This window comes from Gordonia sp. PDNC005, from assembly GCF_016919385.1.
Lineage (GTDB): Bacteria > Actinomycetota > Actinomycetes > Mycobacteriales > Mycobacteriaceae > Gordonia.
Map to the genome: position 1 here is coordinate 2,291,033 of NZ_CP070351.1, position 17,669 is coordinate 2,308,701.

Annotated in this window: 14 protein-coding genes and 1 tRNA gene; 10 read left to right on the top strand and 5 right to left on the bottom strand. The window is 65.8% G+C overall.

Annotated features, from left to right (window positions below; all coding sequences use genetic code 11):
- Window positions 1-19: 19 nt before the first annotated feature.
- The gene (locus JVX90_RS10815) at window positions 20-1,021 is read right to left on the bottom strand and encodes an ABC transporter substrate-binding protein (RefSeq protein WP_205328793.1); all 1,002 of its coding nucleotides are present in this window, start codon (window positions 1,019-1,021) and stop codon (window positions 20-22) included.
- 210 nt (window positions 1,022-1,231) lie between these two features.
- A tRNA-Cys gene (locus tag JVX90_RS10820) sits at window positions 1,232-1,302 on the bottom strand.
- 190 nt (window positions 1,303-1,492) lie between these two features.
- Between JVX90_RS10820 and JVX90_RS10825 the strand changes: the two genes are divergently transcribed.
- Together JVX90_RS10825 and JVX90_RS10830 are read left to right on the top strand one after the other, a co-directional pair.
- Entirely contained in the window at window positions 1,493-2,365 is an 873-nt protein-coding gene (locus JVX90_RS10825; protein WP_205328794.1) for an SGNH/GDSL hydrolase family protein, read from the top strand.
- Between the two features lie 224 nt (window positions 2,366-2,589).
- The gene (locus JVX90_RS10830) at window positions 2,590-5,070 is read left to right on the top strand and encodes an acyltransferase family protein (protein ID WP_205328795.1); all 2,481 of its coding nucleotides are present in this window, start codon (window positions 2,590-2,592) and stop codon (window positions 5,068-5,070) included.
- A gap of 22 nt (window positions 5,071-5,092) precedes the next feature.
- Here the strand turns inward: JVX90_RS10830 and JVX90_RS10835 are convergent, their stop codons facing one another.
- The 3 genes from JVX90_RS10835 to JVX90_RS10845 form a co-directional block, all read right to left on the bottom strand.
- Window positions 5,093-5,581 carry a redoxin domain-containing protein gene (locus JVX90_RS10835; protein ID WP_205328796.1) on the bottom strand — a complete coding sequence of 163 codons (489 nt, stop codon included), beginning with the start codon at window positions 5,579-5,581 and terminating at the stop codon, window positions 5,093-5,095.
- A complete protein-coding gene (locus JVX90_RS10840; protein WP_205328797.1) occupies window positions 5,578-5,997 on the bottom strand; it encodes a DUF3052 domain-containing protein in 420 nt (139 codons plus the stop codon). Before JVX90_RS10840 ends, JVX90_RS10835 begins: the two co-directional genes overlap by 4 nt.
- A 182-nt stretch (window positions 5,998-6,179) precedes the next feature.
- On the bottom strand, window positions 6,180-6,707 hold the full coding sequence (locus tag JVX90_RS10845) for a hypothetical protein (protein WP_240193857.1): 528 nt from the start codon (window positions 6,705-6,707) through the stop codon (window positions 6,180-6,182).
- Window positions 6,708-6,942: 235 nt separating this feature from the next.
- Between JVX90_RS10845 and aceE the strand changes: the two genes are divergently transcribed.
- The 8 genes from aceE (at window position 6,943) to JVX90_RS10885 (ending at window position 17,552) form a co-directional block, all read left to right on the top strand.
- Window positions 6,943-9,708: a pyruvate dehydrogenase (acetyl-transferring), homodimeric type gene (gene aceE, locus JVX90_RS10850; RefSeq protein WP_205332383.1), complete on the top strand. Its 2,766-nt coding sequence runs from the start codon at window positions 6,943-6,945 to the stop codon at window positions 9,706-9,708.
- A gap of 176 nt (window positions 9,709-9,884) precedes the next feature.
- On the top strand, window positions 9,885-11,117 hold the full coding sequence (locus tag JVX90_RS10855) for a helix-turn-helix domain-containing protein (RefSeq protein ID WP_205332384.1): 1,233 nt from the start codon (window positions 9,885-9,887) through the stop codon (window positions 11,115-11,117).
- 194 nt (window positions 11,118-11,311) lie between these two features.
- Window positions 11,312-12,223 (top strand): ACP S-malonyltransferase, encoded by a 912-nt coding sequence (locus JVX90_RS10860; protein WP_205328798.1) that lies wholly within the window; start codon window positions 11,312-11,314, stop codon window positions 12,221-12,223.
- Between the two features lie 113 nt (window positions 12,224-12,336).
- Window positions 12,337-12,639 (top strand): meromycolate extension acyl carrier protein AcpM, encoded by a 303-nt coding sequence (gene acpM, locus JVX90_RS10865; RefSeq protein WP_008376882.1) that lies wholly within the window; start codon window positions 12,337-12,339, stop codon window positions 12,637-12,639.
- A gap of 1 nt (window position 12,640) precedes the next feature.
- The gene (locus JVX90_RS10870) at window positions 12,641-13,906 is read left to right on the top strand and encodes a KasA/KasB family beta-ketoacyl-ACP synthase (RefSeq protein WP_205328799.1); all 1,266 of its coding nucleotides are present in this window, start codon (window positions 12,641-12,643) and stop codon (window positions 13,904-13,906) included.
- A 27-nt stretch (window positions 13,907-13,933) separates the two neighbouring features.
- Complete coding sequence (locus JVX90_RS10875; RefSeq protein WP_205328800.1) at window positions 13,934-15,385, top strand: carboxyl transferase domain-containing protein; 1,452 nt, start codon at window positions 13,934-13,936, stop codon at window positions 15,383-15,385.
- A gap of 151 nt (window positions 15,386-15,536) precedes the next feature.
- Window positions 15,537-16,055, top strand: a complete 519-nt coding sequence (locus JVX90_RS10880) for a DUF3145 domain-containing protein (RefSeq protein WP_205328801.1) — start codon at window positions 15,537-15,539, stop codon at window positions 16,053-16,055.
- Between the two features lie 318 nt (window positions 16,056-16,373).
- Window positions 16,374-17,552: a Cmx/CmrA family chloramphenicol efflux MFS transporter gene (locus tag JVX90_RS10885; protein ID WP_205328802.1), complete on the top strand. Its 1,179-nt coding sequence runs from the start codon at window positions 16,374-16,376 to the stop codon at window positions 17,550-17,552.
- Window positions 17,553-17,669: the final 117 nt, after the last annotated feature.

The window sequence follows — 17,669 nt, forward strand, 5'->3', positions numbered from 1 at the left end:
GGGTCACACGATCTGTGAACTACTTGGCCACGGCCTCGGAGAACTTCGGAGCAACCTGGCCGACACCCCACTCGAGGCTCTGCGGAGACGGGAAGCCGAGTGCGAACGGAACGCCCTCCGACTTCGGGACAACAGTGAAAGCACCGCGCTTGACGGCGGGCAGCTGCGGCCACAGCGGCTGCGCGTCGAGAACCGACATCTGATCGGCGGTGTCAGGGATCACCCAGAGGAGATCGGCGTCGAGCTTGGGCAGGTTCTCCCACGAGACCTCACCCTTGCCGCCGTCGCACTCGACCGTCTTGGCGTAGTCGCTGAGCTCGAGGCCGAGACCCTTCATCGCGCGGGCCATGTTGTCCTCTTCCGAGCACAGGACATAAACGCCGTCCTCCGACGGCGAGATGATCGCGTTGTACTTCTTTCCGGCGAGCTTCGGGTTCGCCTCCCGAACCGACGTCATCGACGCCTCGGCTGCGGTGATGCTCTCCTCCGCCTTCTCAGTGCCTCCGACGGCCTTACCGACCTTCCGGACGTTGTCCTGCCACGCGTCGGCATTGGCCTCGGTGTCGAAGTGAACCACGGGCGCGATGTCCGAGAGGGCTCCGTAAACCTTCTCGTCGAGCCCCCAGAATCCGGTCGCGACGATCAAGTCCGGATTGAGGGCGGCGACGGCTTCAACACTGATGTCGGTCGCCGGCGCCTCCACCTTCGGGGTGTCGGCCGGGTACAGCGACTTCTGCCACGGATAAACGCCCGTGCCACCGGTGGCAGCGTTCGACTGCTCGAGGATCGGTACCGCGATCGGCTTGGCGCCTGCCGCGAACACGAAGTCGGCATCCGTCGTCGACAGCGCGACGATGCGCTGCGGAGTGCCTTCGATCGTGGCCTCGCCGAACGCGCCGGAAACGGTGACGGCCGCATCCGCGGAGTCGCCAGAGTCGCTGGAACACGCGACCGGCAGGACGAGAACGGCGGCGAGTGCCGCCGCCGCCCCGACAGAGCGGAATCGACTGGAGATGTGCATGGGGCGGAGATCCTTCGCTGACAGCGACGGCGGAAACACCGTCGACTACGGGGCGACCCCACACGGGAGGGCGAGGCCGGGCCTCGACGAAACGGACATCGAAGTCGGACGTCCGTCACATCGAAGACTCGTTGCGATAGTAAACTAAGCCTAAGCTGATAAGTCAACGGAGCTCTCCGCGCGGCGATTCGACAGAGTCGCCCGAAACAGAGCGGATGACAGGACTCGAACCTGCGTAGACGGTTTTGCAGACCGCTGCTTGACCACTCAGCCACACCCGCGAGCGCCTTCGACACTCCCAGACGAAACCGTCCGAGTCGAGGGTTTTGCGCGGCGATGATCACAATGCCTCCCCTGCCGCTTCGTCCCCCTGGGGGGGTCGCGAAGACCCCGCCTGCGGCACATCGAGACCCTTCCGCAATCCGCCAGAGGTTGAAACGCATGGGATGACTGTTATCTACTGAGGTTATTGTGACTACAGATCAGATGTCCTCAGCCCGCACGCCCACGCGTCGCCGCCTTCAGCTGACCGCAGGAGTCGTCGGCGCGCTTGCTGCGCTCTCGTTTGTTCCCACCGCACCTGCGTCAGCGGAACCATCGATCGGCGAACTGATCGACAGCGCCGGACGGATCATCCAGGAACTGCCCATCGACCAGAACGGCAGCGGCGGATACGACCTCAACTCCCTGTTCAACCTTCTCGCGCCGCAGGCCCCGAACGGTAAGACCCCTCCACAGGTCACACCGACGGGTGATCGCCGCACATCGTGCACCCAGGTCACCCACATCGGCGATTCGACATCGGTCGGCATCGACAGCGCCTCGAAGGTCACCGATCCCGAGGATCGACTCAGCGCGCAGTACAAACGAGTCGGCGCCACCGACAGCGTCCTCGACGCGTCGGGCGGTCGGTCCATCGTCGAGAAGGTCGACGGTGAACCCAATGCCGTAGACGCCGTCACCGCACAGCTCGCATCCGGTCGGCGCGGCTGCTGGGTGATCGCCATGGGCGTCAACGACGCCGCGAACGTCGCGGTCGGCAGCACTGTGGACGCCGCCGCCCGGATCGACCGCGTGATGTCGAAGCTGACCGGGCAGAACGTGCTGTGGCCCACGGTGATGACATCGGATCCGAGCAACAAGGCATACGTCCCCGCGAACATGCGCACCTTCAACGCGGCACTGCAGAAGGCCACCGCGAGGTATCCGAACCTGAAGGTCTACGACTTCGCCTCGGAGACCCAGGCCGACTGGTATGTCGACGGAATCCATTACAACGCGGCAGGCATCGTCCAGCGCAATCGACTGTTCGCCACCGCTCTCGCGACCGCGTTTCCGGCCTGAGCGTTCATACGGTCGTCGGGACGTGATGCAACCCACGTCCTGACACCGACATCTCCGTGTCATCCGGTCACATGAATGACAGGGGCACCCCTGGCGAGGACCTATGATGGAACGTCGACGCCGCTGCCCGTGACGACGGGCGGGACCGGCTCCACTCCCATCGTCGAGCGGGGAGAGAGCGTCGTCGCACACTGTCTCACCGCATCAGGGGGTGCCGCCCGGACATGCCACGTCCCACGCACAACGAATCGTCCTATCTACCGGGCCTCGACGGCATCCGCGCCGTCGCTGTGACGGTGGTCCTGCTGTATCACCTGCAGGTCCCCGGCTTCGGGGGCGGACTACTCGGCGTCGGCGTGTTCTTCACCCTGAGCGGCTACCTGATCACGTCGCTGCTGATCTCGACGCACCAGCGCACCGGTGGGCTCAACCTCAAGACGTTCTGGCTTCGACGCGCACGGCGACTGCTGCCCGCGGTGGTCCTGGTCCTGATCGCCACTCTCGTCACCACTGCGGTGGTGATCCCCGACAAACTCGGCACCTACGCGGGACAGGCGCTCAGCGCGTTGTTCTACGTCAACAACTGGCACACGATCCTGTCGGACACCTCGTACTTCGAGCGGTTCGGCGGCCCCAGCCCGCTGAGCCACATGTGGTCATTGTCGATCGAGGAACAGTTCTACATACTCTGGCCGCTTCTGCTCGGCCTGTTCTACCTCGTCCTGCGCAAGCGCTGGCTGATCAGCCTGGTGACTATTGGACTGGCTCTGGGCTCGTTCTACCTGCTCACGACACTCGCCGAAGCCGGCTTCGACAACACCCGCGCCTATGAGGGCACCGACACGCGTGCCGGCGCACTGCTGATGGGCGCGGCGCTCGCCTTCTGGTGGCCCGCACGCGCCCGGACTGTCACCCACAATCAGCGGTGCACCCTCGATGCCGTGGGCATCGCCGGCCTCGCGGGCGTCCTCTACCTGTGCATGTCCACGGGCGACAACTCTCTCGAGCTCTACGAGTGGGGCATCGCGGTGCTGACTGTCGCGACGATGGGCGTCCTGATGGCGGCGGTCACCCCGTCGACTCTCGTCGCGACAGTCCTGAGCATGCAGCCGTTCCGGTGGATCGGCGAGCGATCGTACGGCATCTATCTGTGGCACATGCCGCTGGTCGCGTTCCTCCCCGGCATCATCCGTGGAGGCTCACCGCTGATCAGCTCCATCGTGGTGGTCATCGCGACCCTCGTCATCGCGTCCCTGTCGTGGCGCTATGTGGAGGACCCGATCCGGAGACACGGCTTCCGCGCGGCGCTCACCACTCCACGCCGTCACGAAGACACCATGCGCGCTGCGCTGGCCGCCACCGCAGACTCCGTCTTCACCACCCTCGCGCGACCCTTCAGGTCGGCGAAGCCCGACGATCTCCCCACCGAGGAGCCCCCGATGGCCGACGAACACCCCCAGGACCCCGTTCCCTCCGTCACCGGATGGGACCCCGCGGCGTCCACCCCCACCGAACCACGGCCTCTCCGAGAGGAGCCGGTGGATGTGGTGCTTCGCGCTCCGCTCGTCGAGGAATCCGTCGATCTCGGTACGCCCGATGCCGACGACGTACCCGACGGGGAGCCGACACCCGGCGGTTCCGCTGAGCCTTCGTCTGCCGAGACGGTGCGATTCCGCGTGCCCACCGGTGTCACCGTCTTGGCGAAGGCGCCGAGCGTGTTGAACCTTCCTCCGAAAGTCGACGAGACGCTCGCGGTGCCGACCACTCCCGCCGACATGGCAACCGACCCCATTGCTGCGGCTTCTGAGCCGCCCGCCGATCAGGTGCACGCGCCGACGGACCAACGCCGCTCCCCCACCCGCGCCGTTCTCGCGACATTGGTGGTCCTCGGTCTGGCCGTCGGTTCGATGGTCGCCGTGTCGAAGCTCAATCCCGACCTCCCGATCGTCTCGGCACTTTACAAGTCAGACGACGGCGGCAGCGGCATCGACGATGAACTCGACGAAGGTCTGAAGCCCGAACGATCCGGACCCACGTTGCCTGCCGATCAGCGTCGGACCAAGTGTTCGACCGTGATCCACGTCGGCGACTCGACGTCGATCGGAATGAGCGATCCCGGCATGCAGCCGAACGTCGCACTCCGCCTTGAGGGGCGCTACCGCGCGGTCGGCGCGAAGACCTACATCGAAGACGTCGTCGGCGGCCGCTCGAGCATGGAGAGGGTGAACGATCAGCCGAACGCCACCGAATCGATCGAGGCCGCTCTCGGCCGCGGCGTGCGGGGCTGCTGGGTGATCGCAATGGGCATCAACGACACCGCCAACGTGGAGGTCGGGGGCGTCGGCCCCGTCGATATGCGCATCGACAACATCCTCAAGCCGCTCGTCGGTCAGCCTGTGCTGTGGCCGACCGTCATCACCAACCGACTCAACGAGAATCCGGCGTACGACAACCGTGCGATGCGGAACTTCAACCGCGCCCTCGTTCGGGCGTGCAAGCGCTACCCGAACCTGCGAGTCTACGACTGGGCCGGTGAAACCGATCAGGCGTGGTTCCTGGACGGCGTGCACTACACGGAGGCGGGTTACGTCGAGCGTGCTCGACGCTTCTCGGTCGCGCTGGCCACCATGTACCCGGCGACGGATCTGCCACCCGCGGGCTGTGTCCTGAAGTCGACAACCGAGGTCGTCCCGCCGCAGCCGTGATTCGAAGGGTGCGCGGGCTCGATCAGGAGCGGAGCGAGAGCGCTTCGTCCCAGGTGTCGACGGTGCGGGCCTCGCCGGGGCCCACCATGTCGGAGAATAGGACCGTCCCGTCTCCCGCGACGAGGAACGTACCGCGGTTGGCGTACCCGCGGTCGGGGTCGAGGACTCCGTACTCGCTCGCCACGCCGCCATGCGGCCAGAAGTCCGAGAGAATCGGGAACAGATAGCCCTGCGCCGACGACCACACTTTGTGTGTCGGCGGCGGGCCGACGGAGACCGCGACGGTCGTCAACGTGCCGTCCTCGAACTGCGGCAGGTGATCGCGGATGTATCCGAGCTCGCCTTCGCAGGTACCGGTGAAGGCGAGCGGGAAGAACACGATCAGAACGTCGCCCTTCTCCCGAAGGGCCGACAACGCGACCCGCCTGTTGTTCTGGTCGCGCAGCTCGAACTCGGGGGCGACCGAACCGACGGGCAGCGGGCCGACAGCAATGCTGTCCGGCGTCGTCATGCTCGTTTGCCCGACCGAGCCTTCGGTGTCACCAGACGTGCACCGGTCCAGTCGCCGAGGCTCGTCACTGATGTCTGAGTGAGTCCAGCGGTGGGCGCCGACTCCGCGATGACCGTCGGGTCGACGTAGCCGTCGCGTCCGGTCTTCGGCGAGAGCACCCAGATGAATCCACCTTCGGCGAGCGGGCCGATGGCGTCCATCAGAGCGTCGACGAGGTCGCCGTCGTCGTCTCGCCACCACAGGACCACGGCGTCGACGACGTCGATCGCGTCCTCGTCGAGCATCTCCGCATCGATCGCGTCTTCGATCTCGATGCGCAGATCGTCGTCGGTGTCCTCGTCCCAACCGCGCTCCTGGATCACCATTCCGTTGGTGAATCCGAGCTTGCTCGCCTTGTCGTCCGTGGCGGCTACCACCGCGTGTGTCCTCCCGTTTGTTTACATGGGTCCTGTTCACTCGACCGTGCCGTTTGCCGTGTATTCACGGCCGACAACGTCATTGTCGAGCGAAACTCAGTTCAAGACTAGAGGTTCGACGGGCATCCCGACAGTGGACACCCGGTGTTTCCCTCGCCCGATCATGTTCTGCGGGCACGGATTCACTCCGCAGGGAGGAACTCCGAGCATTTGTTGAGTGCCGCACTGCGATCGCTTCCCCAGGTGTCCGACGCCGCGTTGAGGCCGCCGAGCTGCTTCTCGCCGATCCGCTCGGCGAGATCGTCCGAACTGTCCACGAATCGGTTGACAGCTCCGAGAAGGTCCGACGGCGTGGCGGGCGCTATCGCCTTGCGGACCTGGTCGGCGCCTGCGGTGAGAGTGTCGGCGGCCCAGCGGTCCTCTGACGACATCTTGTCGTACGTCTGCACATTGTTGAGCTTGGTGATGAAGACGTTGTAGTCGCGAACCATCGCTCCGGCGGAGGTGATCACATTGCGGCACACCTGGACCGCCGCGATCTTCTCCAGTTCGGAACGCTCTGCGGTCGGGACCGGAGCGACCCGACTCGTGCCGACCGACGACGGTGTCGAGACGACTGACGGCGACGGCGTCGAATCCTCCGAGCACGAGGCGACGAGTACCGACAGCACGATCACAACCGCGACGCCTGCCACCGCACGGTCCATCATCGGTTCGCCTCCCCACCCGTGAAATGAATCGAACTAGGTTACCGCAGAGTAGAACGTGTGACTGGGCACATCGACTGCCGAGAGCGGTGATTTACGGCACGATGGAACAGTGGTTCACCAAGAATCCTTGTGGACCCTAATCGATCCGCCGTCACACCCCGACGGCCCCACAGCGAGCCCGCCGACCTGTCCCCGGCTCGCCGACGAGAATGGTGGATTTGTGACTGACCCGACCATGACCAGCCCCAACGACGGTCCCACGCGCACAAGCCGCGTCGAAGTGATCCGCGACGGCGTCGCGTCGTACCTCGCCGACAGCGATCCGACCGAAACCGATGAATGGCTGGAATCGTTCGATGCGATGCTGAGTGCTGCAGGCCCGGAGCGGGCTCGCTACCTGATGCTCCGCATGCTCGAACGGGCCGACGACAATCGCGTTGCGCTGCCACCGCTCACCTCGACGGACTACGTCAACACCATCCCGACCGACCTCGAACCCGAGTTCCCCGGCGATGAGGACCTCGAGCGTAGGTTCCGCGCGTTCATCCGGTGGAACGCCGCAATCATGGTCCACCGCGCGCAGCGCCCCGGCATCGGCGTCGGCGGCCACATCTCGACCTACGCGTCGTCGGCGTCGCTGTACGAAGTCGGCTTCAACCACTTCTTCCGCGGACCGAACCACCCGGGCGGCGGCGATCAGATCTTCGTGCAGGGCCATGCCTCTCCCGGTGTCTACGCCCGCGCGTTCCTCGAGGGGCGCATCGACGAGCACCGCATGGACGGGTTCCGCCAGGAGCACAGCCACGCCGGGCTCGGCGGCGGCCTGCCGTCATACCCGCATCCTCGCCTGATGCCCGACTTCTGGCAGTTCCCCACGGTGTCGATGGGCCTCGGCCCGATGAACGCCATCTATCAGGCGCGGTTCAACCACTACCTGCACGACCGCGGCATCAAAGACACCTCCGATCAGCACGTGTGGGCGTTCCTCGGCGACGGCGAGATGGACGAGGCCGAGTCGCGGGGCCTTGCGCACGTCGCGGCGACCGAGGGCCTGGACAATCTGACGTTTGTCGTCAACTGCAACCTGCAGCGGCTCGACGGCCCGGTCCGCGGCAACGGCAAGATCATCCAGGAGCTCGAATCGTTCTTCCGCGGCGCGGGCTGGAACGTCATCAAGGTCGTCTGGGGCCGCGAGTGGGACGCACTCTTCCACGCCGACCAGGACGGCGCCCTCGTCAATCTGATGAACAAGACGCGCGACGGCGACTTCCAGACCTTCCGAGCCAACGACGGACAGTTCATCCGCGAGCAGTTCTTCAACCGCGACCCTCGCACGAAGGCGCTCGTCGAGAATCTCACCGACCAGGACATCTGGCAGCTCAAGCGCGGCGGCCACGACTACCGCAAGGTCTACGCCGCGTACAACGCCGCCATGAATCACAAGGGGCAGCCGACCGTCATCCTCGCGAAGACGATCAAGGGTTACACGCTCGGCAAGCATTTCGAGGGCCGCAACGCGACCCACCAGATGAAGAAGCTGACTCTCGACGACCTCAAGGCGTTCCGCGACACCTCTCGGGTCCCGATCACCGACGCCCAGCTCGAGGCCGACCCGTATCTGCCGCCGTACTACCACCCCGGCGCGGATTCGCCGGAGATCCAGTACCTCCTCGATCGCCGTCGCGACCTCGGCGGCTTCCTGCCGTCACGGCGGACGACAACTATCCCACTGCACCCGGACACCACCAAAGCCCTCGCCGTCACTGCGAAGGGATCGGGCAATCAGCAGGTCGCGACCACGATGGCCCTGGTCCGCATCTTCAAGGAGCTTCTCCGCGACAAGGAGATCGGCGAGCGCATCGTGCCGATCATCCCCGACGAGGCGCGCACCTTCGGCATGGACTCGTGGTTCCCGACCCTCAAGATCTACAACCGGAACGGCCAGCAGTACCGGTCGGTCGACGCCGAGCTGATGCTCGCCTACAAGGAGGCCAAGGAAGGCCAGATCCTGCACGAGGGAATCAACGAAGCGGGTTCCACCGCGAGCTTCACCGCCGTCGGCACGTCGTACGCCACTCACGGCGAGCCGATGATCCCGCTGTACATCTTCTACTCGATGTTCGGGTTCCAGCGGACCGGCGACGGCTTCTGGGCGGCCGCCGACCAGATGTCACGAGGCTTCGTGATCGGTGCGACGGCCGGTCGCACCACGCTGACCGGCGAGGGCCTGCAGCACGCCGACGGCCACTCGCCGTTGATCGCCGCGACCAATCCCGGAGTCGTCTCATACGATCCGGCGTTCGCGTACGAACTCGCCGCCATCGTCGACAACGGCCTGACCCGCATGTACGGCGAGAACCCTGACGACGTGTATTTCTACATCACCGTCTACAACGAGCCGATCACTCAGCCCGCACGTCCGGACGACCTCGACGTCGATGGTCTGCTCAAGGGCGGCTACCTGTTCCGCAAGGGCCCCGACGGAAAGACGCACCGCGCAAGCATCCTCGTCTCGGGTGTCACCATGGGCGACGCGCTGCGAGCTCAGGATCTGCTCGCCGACGAATGGGACGTCTCCGCGGACGTGTACTCGATCACCTCGTGGTCGGAGCTCGCGCGCGACGGCATCGACGCCGACCGTGGGGAGTTGCGGGACCCGACGCAGTCGCGCACCCCGCATCTGACGGCGCTGCTGGCCGGTTCGTCGGGCCCGACGGTCGGTGTCTCGGATTACATGCGTGGGGTCCAGGAGCAGGTCCGGGCTTATGTTCCCGGCACCTACCTGACGCTGGGCGCGGACGGTTTCGGGTTCTCCGACACCCGTCCCGCCGCTCGACGGTTCTTCAACATCGACGCGGAGTCGATCGCCGTCGGCGTCCTGGTCGGACTGGCCCGTGACGGCGAGGTGGACCGGTCGGTGGCAGCACAGGCCGCCGACAAGTACCAGATCACCGACGTCACCGCGGCACCGGAGCAGACCAGCGATCCCGGCGTCGCATAGACGCCGACCGCTAGAGGGCGCAGATCGTGAGTGCACGCCGGTCACGATCTGCGCCCTCTGTGCAACCGGGCCGGGCGCACGCCCCTCGGATCAGACGACCTGCACGTTAGATTGGTTGCGTGCCCGAAGAACAGCAACCAACCAGCGAAGCACTCGCCGCGAGTGCCGCATCCGGTGTGCTCTACAACAGTCGCGGGGCTCACGTACCGGCGCCCGCCACCGTGCACGATGCGCTGCCGGATGCTCTGCTGCGGCGAATGAAGCTGTACAGCGGACGCCTCGCGACCGAGGCGGTCCACGCGATGTCGGAGCAACTGCCCTATTTCACCGAGCTGGACGCCGGGCAGAAGGCCAGCGTCCAACTCGTCGTGCAGACGTCTGTTGTGAACTTCGTCGAATGGATCCAGGATCCCGAGGGAAACGTCAAGTTCACTGTTCAGGCGTTTCAGGTGGTGCCCCAGGACCTGGCACGGCGAGTCACCCTCCTGCAGACCGTCGAGATGGTTCGCGTCGCGATGGAGTTCTTCGAGAAGTGGCTGCCGCTGCTGGCGAGGAACGACGTCCAACTGCGCGCACTGACCGAATCGGTGCTGCGCTACGGCAGAGAGATCGGATTCGCCGCAGCGGCCATCTACGCGTCGGCCGCCGAGTCACGCGGCGCGTGGGACTCCCGGATGGAAGCGCTGGTCGTCGACGCCGTCGTCCGCGGCGACGGCAGCACCGAGCTGCTGTCCCGCGCCGCCGCTCTCAATTGGCCGAGCGACACGCAGGCCACCGTCATCGTCGGAACCCCGCCACCCGAACAGAACGTGTCGGTGCCGCTCGCGATCCACAACACCGGCAAGCACCATGATCGCGCGACGCTGACCGTCGTCCAGGGCAGCACACTTGTCGCGATCGTCGGCGGCACCCTCAGCTCCACCGACCGGTTTCTGACCGACCTCCTCGACAACTTCGCGGACGGTCCGGTCGTCATCGGACCGACGATGCCGAATCTGACGGTGGCTCACGCCTCTGCGGTCGAGGCGATGACCGCTGCGGACGCAGTACGCGGCTGGCCCGGTGCACCGCGTCCGGTGCACAGTTCCGATCTGCTCCCCGAGCGAGCCTTGAACGGGGACCAGGCGGCCGCGCAGATGCTGATCGATTCTCTGATCACGCCGCTCGGCGGCGACGGGCAGACCCTGCAAGCCACCCTCGAGGCGTATCTCGACGCGGGCGGGTCCATCGAATCCTGCGCGCGGGAACTGTACATACATCCGAACACTGTGCGATATCGACTAAAAAAGGTGACTGACGTCACTGGACGTGACCCAGGTAACTCGCGGGACGCATATGTCCTTCGGGTGGCACTGACAGTCGCTCGGCTCGCCCGAAATCAACAACAAACGCCCCCCATAGTCACCTGAGTCACATACGCCCCGGGACTTTCGGACTCAATGCCAGGTGCCGTAATATTTTCTCCATATCGGTAACAGATCACGAGCCGGTGACGATGCGGATGCCCTTAGGGATTCATTTGTAGGGTTCCCACAAATTTCGTTCTGCAGGTTCATACGACTCAACACCATCCAGACGACCGTTGAGGGTGTTGTCTTGTCACGTGCTTTCGTTGCTTGCGCCCGGACAGGGCTCTCAGACACCCGGCATGCTCACCGAATGGTTGGAGCAGCCCGGTGCCCGCGATCGTGTCGCGACTTGGTCGGAGACCGTCGGCCTCGACCTCGTTCGTCTCGGGACCGTCGCCACGGCCGACGAGATCACCGACACCGCGGTGACGCAGCCGCTCGTCGTCGTCTCGGCGCTCTTGGCTTTCAATGAGTTCCGCAACCGCAACGGCGAGCTGCCCGCAGACACCATCGTCGCGGGCCACTCCGTTGGAGAACTCGCGGCCGCAGCCATCACCGGAGTGATCACCGACGACGAAGCAGTCCGCCTCGCAGGAATCCGCGGCGGCGAGATGGCCAAGGCCTGCGCCCTCGAAGCGACCACCATGGCCGCGGTGTTGGGCGGCGACGAGACCGCCGTCCTCGCGCGCCTCGCCGAACTCGACCTCATTCCGGCGAACCGCAATGCAGTCGGCCAGATCGTCGCCGCGGGGTCGGTCGCCGCGATCGACGAACTGATCGCCAACCCGCCCGAGAAAGCACGCACCCGCAAGCTGGCCGTGGCGGGCGCCTTTCACACCCACTACATGGCGCCGGCACGCGATGCGGTCGCCGCGGCCGCCGCCGACATCACCCCGAATGACCCGAACCGCACACTCCTCTCGAACTCCGACGGGGCAGCAGTGACCGAAGGGTCCGCTGCACTCGCCAAGCTCGTCGACCAGGTCACCAGTCCCGTACGTTGGGACCTGTGCTCGGCCACGATGCGCGCCGCAGGTGTCGACGCCATCATCGAACTCACGCCGGCGGGCGCTCTCGTGGGCATCGCCAAGCGTGAACTCAAAGGCGTGCCCTCGCGCGCCGTCAAGGTCCCCGCAGATCTGGAGGACCTCCCAGGACTTGGATGAGGCCGGACACCCCCGGCCGTCGGAGGCCGCTCCACCCGAGCGGATGTCCAGCAGCGAACCCCGCTGACCTCCGGAACCCCCGCAAGCAACACACAGAAGAAGGGAGCCACATCGTGGCCGCCACTCAGGAACAGCTCGTCGCCGGCATCGCAGAGATCGTCGAAGAGGTCACCGGCATCGAGCCGTCAGAAGTGACCCTCGAGAAGTCGTTCGTCGACGACCTGGACATCGACTCGCTGTCGATGGTCGAGATCGCCGTCCAGGTCGAGGACAAGTACGGCGTCAAGGTCCCCGATGAGGATCTCGCCAGCCTGCGCACCGTCGGCGACACTGTCGCCTACGTCCAGAAGCTCGAGGCCGAGAACCCGGAGACCGCCGCAGCGATCGCCGCTCAGATCGAGGCGAGCCAGGCCTGATATGACTGAACTGCGTGATTTTTCGACCAGGGGTGGAGAATTCCCCAGCGTGGTGGTGACCTCGATGGTCGCCAGCACCAGTCTCGGCGGAGATCTCGACACGACCTGGGAGAATCTCGTCGCAGGGAAGTCCGGGATCCGCACGCTCACCGACGACTACATCGAGCAGTACAAGTTGCCGGTGAGCATCGGCGGCAAGTTCGTCGAGGACCCGTCGCTTGAAGTGACGCGCATCGAGGCACGCCGCATGGCGTACGTCGAGCGGATCTCGCACGTGCTGAGCAAGCGCCTCTGGGCGCAGGCCGGCACACCCGAGGTCGACCCCGATCGGCTCGCCGTTGTGCTCGGCACCGGTATCGGTGGCGCCGAGGCCATGATGGATGCGGACCGGATGCTGCGCGAGACCGGCAACTACCGCAAGGTGTCGCCGCTCGCCGTCTCCATGACGATGCCCAACGGTCCCGCGGCCGTCGCCGGCCTGAACATCGGCGCACGCGCCGGCGTCATCACGCCTGTCTCGGCCTGCTCATCGGGCGCTGAAGCCATCGCACACGCATGGCGGCACATCGTGTTCGGCGACGCCGACATGGTCGTCACCGGCGGTGTGGAAGGACACATCGACGCGGTGCCCATCGCGGCGTTCTCGATGATGCGCGCGATGAGCACCCGCAACGACGATCCGGCGGCAGCGTCGCGACCGTTCGACAAGGATCGTGACGGCTTCGTCTTCGGCGAAGCGGCAGCGATGCTGATCCTCGAGCGTGAGGATCACGCCAAGGCGCGCGGTGCTCACATCCACGCCCGACTGCTCGGCTCCGGCATCACGTCCGACGGCTTCCACCTCGTCGCGCCGGACCCCTCGGGTCAGGGCAACGCACGTGCGATGACACGTGCACTGCAGACCGCAGGCCTGCAGAAGTCCGACATCACGCATGTCAACGCACATGCAACGTCGACACCGATCGGTGACACCGCCGAATCGGAGGGCATCCAGGCCTCGGTGGGCAACCACGCGGCCATCTATGCGCCCAAGTCGGCTCTGGGCCACTCGATCGGCGCCGTCGGCGCTCTCGAAGCGGTCCTGACGATCAAGTCGGTGGAGGAGTCAGTCATTCCGCCGACGCTGAATCTCGAGAACCAGGATCCGGCATGCGGCGACATCGACGTCGTGCACGGTGAAGCGCGTCGCGGACAGATCGACTACGCGCTGAGCAACTCGTTCGGATTCGGTGGCCACAACGTCGCATTGGCGTTCGGCCGGTACTGACACACCCTCCCCGCATAGGAGAAACCGATGACCACACTGGCTCCCATCCCCGGCCGTGAGGAAGCGACGGATCCCCGTGACCCGCTGCTTCGGTTGACCACCTTCTTCGACGAAGGCACCGTCGAGCTCCTGCACCCCCGCGACAAATCGGGTGTGCTGGCGGCCGTCGGTGAGGTCGACGGTGTCCGCACCGTCTCCTATTGCACTGATGGCACCGTGATGGGCGGTGCCATGGGGGTGGTCGGTTGTGCTCACATCGTGAACGCGATCGACACCGCCATCGCCGATCAGGCTCCGGTCGTCGGCATCTGGCATTCCGGTGGTGCACGCCTCGCCGAAGGCGTCGAAGGCCTGCACGCGGTCGGCGGCGTGTTCGAAGCGATGGTGCGCGCCTCCGGCTACGTCCCGCAGATCTCCGTTGTCGTCGGCTTCGCCGCCGGCGGCGCCGCGTACGGCCCCGCTCTGACCGACGTTGTCATCATGGCCCCGGACGGGCGTGTGTTCGTCACCGGCCCCGACGTCGTCAAGAGCGTCACCGGCGAGAGTGTCAGCATGGAGGAGCTCGGCGGCCCCCACACGCACGGCAAGCGCTCCGGCGTCAGTCACATCACCGCCGACTCCGAGCTCGACGCCTACTGGCGTGCTCGTCGACTGGTGACCACGTTCTCCCAGCAGGGCGCGATCGACATGGCGCACGCTGCCGCCGAGGACACCGACTTGCGCGCGCTGCTCCCCGAGTCGAACCGACGCGCCTACGACGTTCACCCGATCATCGAAAACCTTCTCGACACCCAGTTCGCCGCCGACGGCGCCACCGAGATCTCGACATTCGAGGAGATCCAGGCCAAGTGGGCTCCGAACATCTCGATCGGTTTCGGCAGGCTCGCAGGCCGATCGGTCGGCGTGATCGCCAACAATCCGCTGCGCATGGGCGGCTGCCTCAACTCGGAAGCAGCGGAGAAGGCCTCCCGCTTCGTCCGGCTCTGTGACGCGTTCGGCGTCCCGCTTGTTGTGCTGACCGACGTCCCCGGCTATCTGCCCGGCGTCGGACAGGAGTGGAACGGCGTCGTGAGACGCGGAGCCAAACTGCTCCACTCGTTCGCCGAGTGCACCGTCCCGCGCGTGACGCTGGTGACCCGCAAGATCTATGGCGGCGCCTACATCGCGATGAACTCCCGTGCCCTCGGCGCTACTGCGGTATTCGCGTGGCCGGGTTCCGAGGTCGCCGTGATGGGCGCCAAAGCCGCCGTCGGCATCCTGCACAAGAAGACTCTCGCGGCAGCCCCTGAGGACGAGCGCGAAGCGCTTCACGAGCGTCTCGCCGTGGAGCACGAGCAGATCGCGGGTGGCGTCGGCCGTGCACAGTCGATCGGCGTCGTCGACGAGATCATCGATCCCGCAGTGACCCGGAGTCGTCTCGCGGAGGCACTCGCCGCAGCGCCGTCGCGACGCGGTCGCCACAAGAACATCCCGCTCTGACGCCTGCCGTCCACCTCGACAGCACATTCACACCAAATACATCTAGCGCAACACGCACCTCACAAGGCATAATCTGTATCAGTAGTGTGATATCCGATCTCGACGCGGTGCCTTGGGGAAGACGTTCCTCGTCGAATCGGAGGTGAAAACAGTGCGCATTCTCAACCAGTTTGCGGACCTGACGACTGGCGTGGTGTACATCCACGCCTCTCCCGTCGCGCTGTGCCCGCATGTGGAGTGGGCACTGTCGTCGACGCTGAATGCGCGCGCCGATCTCAAATGGTCGACACAGGACGCTGAGCCCGGACGCATGCGCGCCACGGTGGACTGGACCGGTCCGGTCGGTACCGGTGCCCGTCTGGCGAACGCGCTGCGCGAGTGGCCCGGCCTGGCCTTCGAGGTGACCGAGAACGCGAGCGAAGGCGTCGACGGCGAACGATTCAGCCATGTCCCCGGCCTCGGCCTCTGGCGCGGATCCATCAGCGCCAACGGCGACGTGATCGTCGGCGAGATGCAGCTGCGCGCCATGATGGACGCCCAGCCCGACAGCGCGGGCCTGGCCGCCGAACTCGACACCGCGCTCGGCACTGCGTGGGACGACGCCCTGGAGTCATATCGCATGGGCGGTGCCGACGGCGAAGTGACCTGGCTACACCAACGAGTCGGCTGACCCGCATCACAGACCATCTCCCCCACGGAACGCGCGCACGGCGATCAGCCGGGCGCGCGTTTCTCATTGGTCCCCGCCGCTTGCTCGTTCTTTCAGCAGCCGCGGGCACACCTGTCCGATCGTCTCGTCGGTGAGCGCTGTAGCGTCATGGACATGTCGAGTCCCGAGTCAGACAGGTCAGGGGTTGTCGGTCACACCGCCGGCCCCGTGAAAACCTAGTCTCGCCGCCCACGTCCTGTGGGCACATCCGGCGTGTCCGGGATGCCGGCCGTGGTGACAAGAAGATCCCATTCTTGATCTCTCACCTCGGAGTACTCGATGCCTCTTGCTCTCTACTCACTCGCTCTGGCGGTCTTCGTCATGGGCACGTCAGAATTCATGCTCGCGGGGCTGATCCCTGCGATGGCGACCGAACTCGGCGTCTCAGTCGGCACTGCGGGCCTATTGACCTCGACATTCGCGGTCGGCATGGTCATCGGCGCACCCTTGCTGACGGCCCTTTCTCGCCGTTGGCCGGCGCGGTCGACTCTGATCCTCTGCATTCTCATGTTCGCGACGACCCACGTCATCGGTGCACTCACGTCTGCGTTCTCCCTGCTCCTAGCCACCCGAGTGATCAGCGCGTTCGCGAACGCCGGGTTCCTCGCCGTAGCGCTCGGCACGGCCACGAACCTCGTGCCGCCACACAGGAAGGGACGAGCGCTGTCCATCCTGCTCGCCGGCACGACAGTGGCGACTGTCGTCGGCGTCCCTGCCGGGGCGCTGCTCGGCACGGCGCTGGGGTGGCGCACGACGTTCTGGGCGATCGCCATCCTCTGCCTGCCCGCGGCCTTCGGAGTCCTTCGAGGCGTCCCCGACACGACAGATGGGGCCGCGACGAAGACGTCGTCGCCAGGGCTTCGTGCCGAGTTCAGACAACTGGCTACGCCGAGGCTCATCGTGGCCATGGCGCTCGGAGCACTGATCAACGGAGCGACCTTTGCGGCGTTCACTTTTCTGGCGCCCATCGTGACCGAGAATGCAGGTCTGGCCGATGCGTGGGTGTCGGTCGCGCTGGTGGTCTTCGGGATCGGATCGTTTCTCGGCGTCACGACTGCGGGACGACTCTCGGATCAGCGGCCCGGTGCGGTGCTCGCAGTGGGCGGGCCGCTGTTGCTGGCGGGCTGGATCGTCCTGGCGATGGTTTCATCCCACCCCGTTGCACTTCTCGCCCTCATCTTCGTCCAGGGGTTTCTGTCGTTCGCCGTTGGAAGCACCTTGATCACACGGGTGCTGTACGCGGCGGCGGGGGCGCCATCGATGGGCGGCTCTTTCGCGACCGCTGCATTGAACGTCGGAGCGGCCGCGGGACCGATGCTCGGCGCGTTCGGACTCGCAACCGGGCTCGGAACGCTCGCGCCGGTGTGGGTCGGATCAGCGCTGACAGCGGTCGCCCTCGTCATCATGGCGCTATGCAGACGAGATCTCACCGAGCGGCCGGACCAGACGGCGGCGTGACCTGAGTTTCGGGACTGTTCCCTCGAGATCCGTTCATTCATCGCGGTCCGCTGGCATTCTGACCGTGGACCGCGATGAACGTACCGATCTTGGGAGCGCTACCGCGCCGGACAGGCA

Coding starts and splice junctions, on each gene's coding strand:
- JVX90_RS10870 (WP_205328799.1), top strand. CDS start 12,641: ATGACTGAACTGCGTGATTTTTCGACCAGGGGTGGAGAATTCCCCAGC.
- JVX90_RS10815 (WP_205328793.1), bottom strand. CDS start 1,021: ATGCACATCTCCAGTCGATTCCGCTCTGTCGGGGCGGCGGCGGCACTC.
- JVX90_RS10885 (WP_205328802.1), top strand. CDS start 16,374: ATGCCTCTTGCTCTCTACTCACTCGCTCTGGCGGTCTTCGTCATGGGC.
- JVX90_RS10835 (WP_205328796.1), bottom strand. CDS start 5,581: ATGACGACGCCGGACAGCATTGCTGTCGGCCCGCTGCCCGTCGGTTCG.
- JVX90_RS10830 (WP_205328795.1), top strand. CDS start 2,590: ATGCCACGTCCCACGCACAACGAATCGTCCTATCTACCGGGCCTCGAC.
- JVX90_RS10845 (WP_240193857.1), bottom strand. CDS start 6,707: ATGATGGACCGTGCGGTGGCAGGCGTCGCGGTTGTGATCGTGCTGTCG.
- JVX90_RS10875 (WP_205328800.1), top strand. CDS start 13,934: ATGACCACACTGGCTCCCATCCCCGGCCGTGAGGAAGCGACGGATCCC.
- aceE (WP_205332383.1), top strand. CDS start 6,943: ATGACCAGCCCCAACGACGGTCCCACGCGCACAAGCCGCGTCGAAGTG.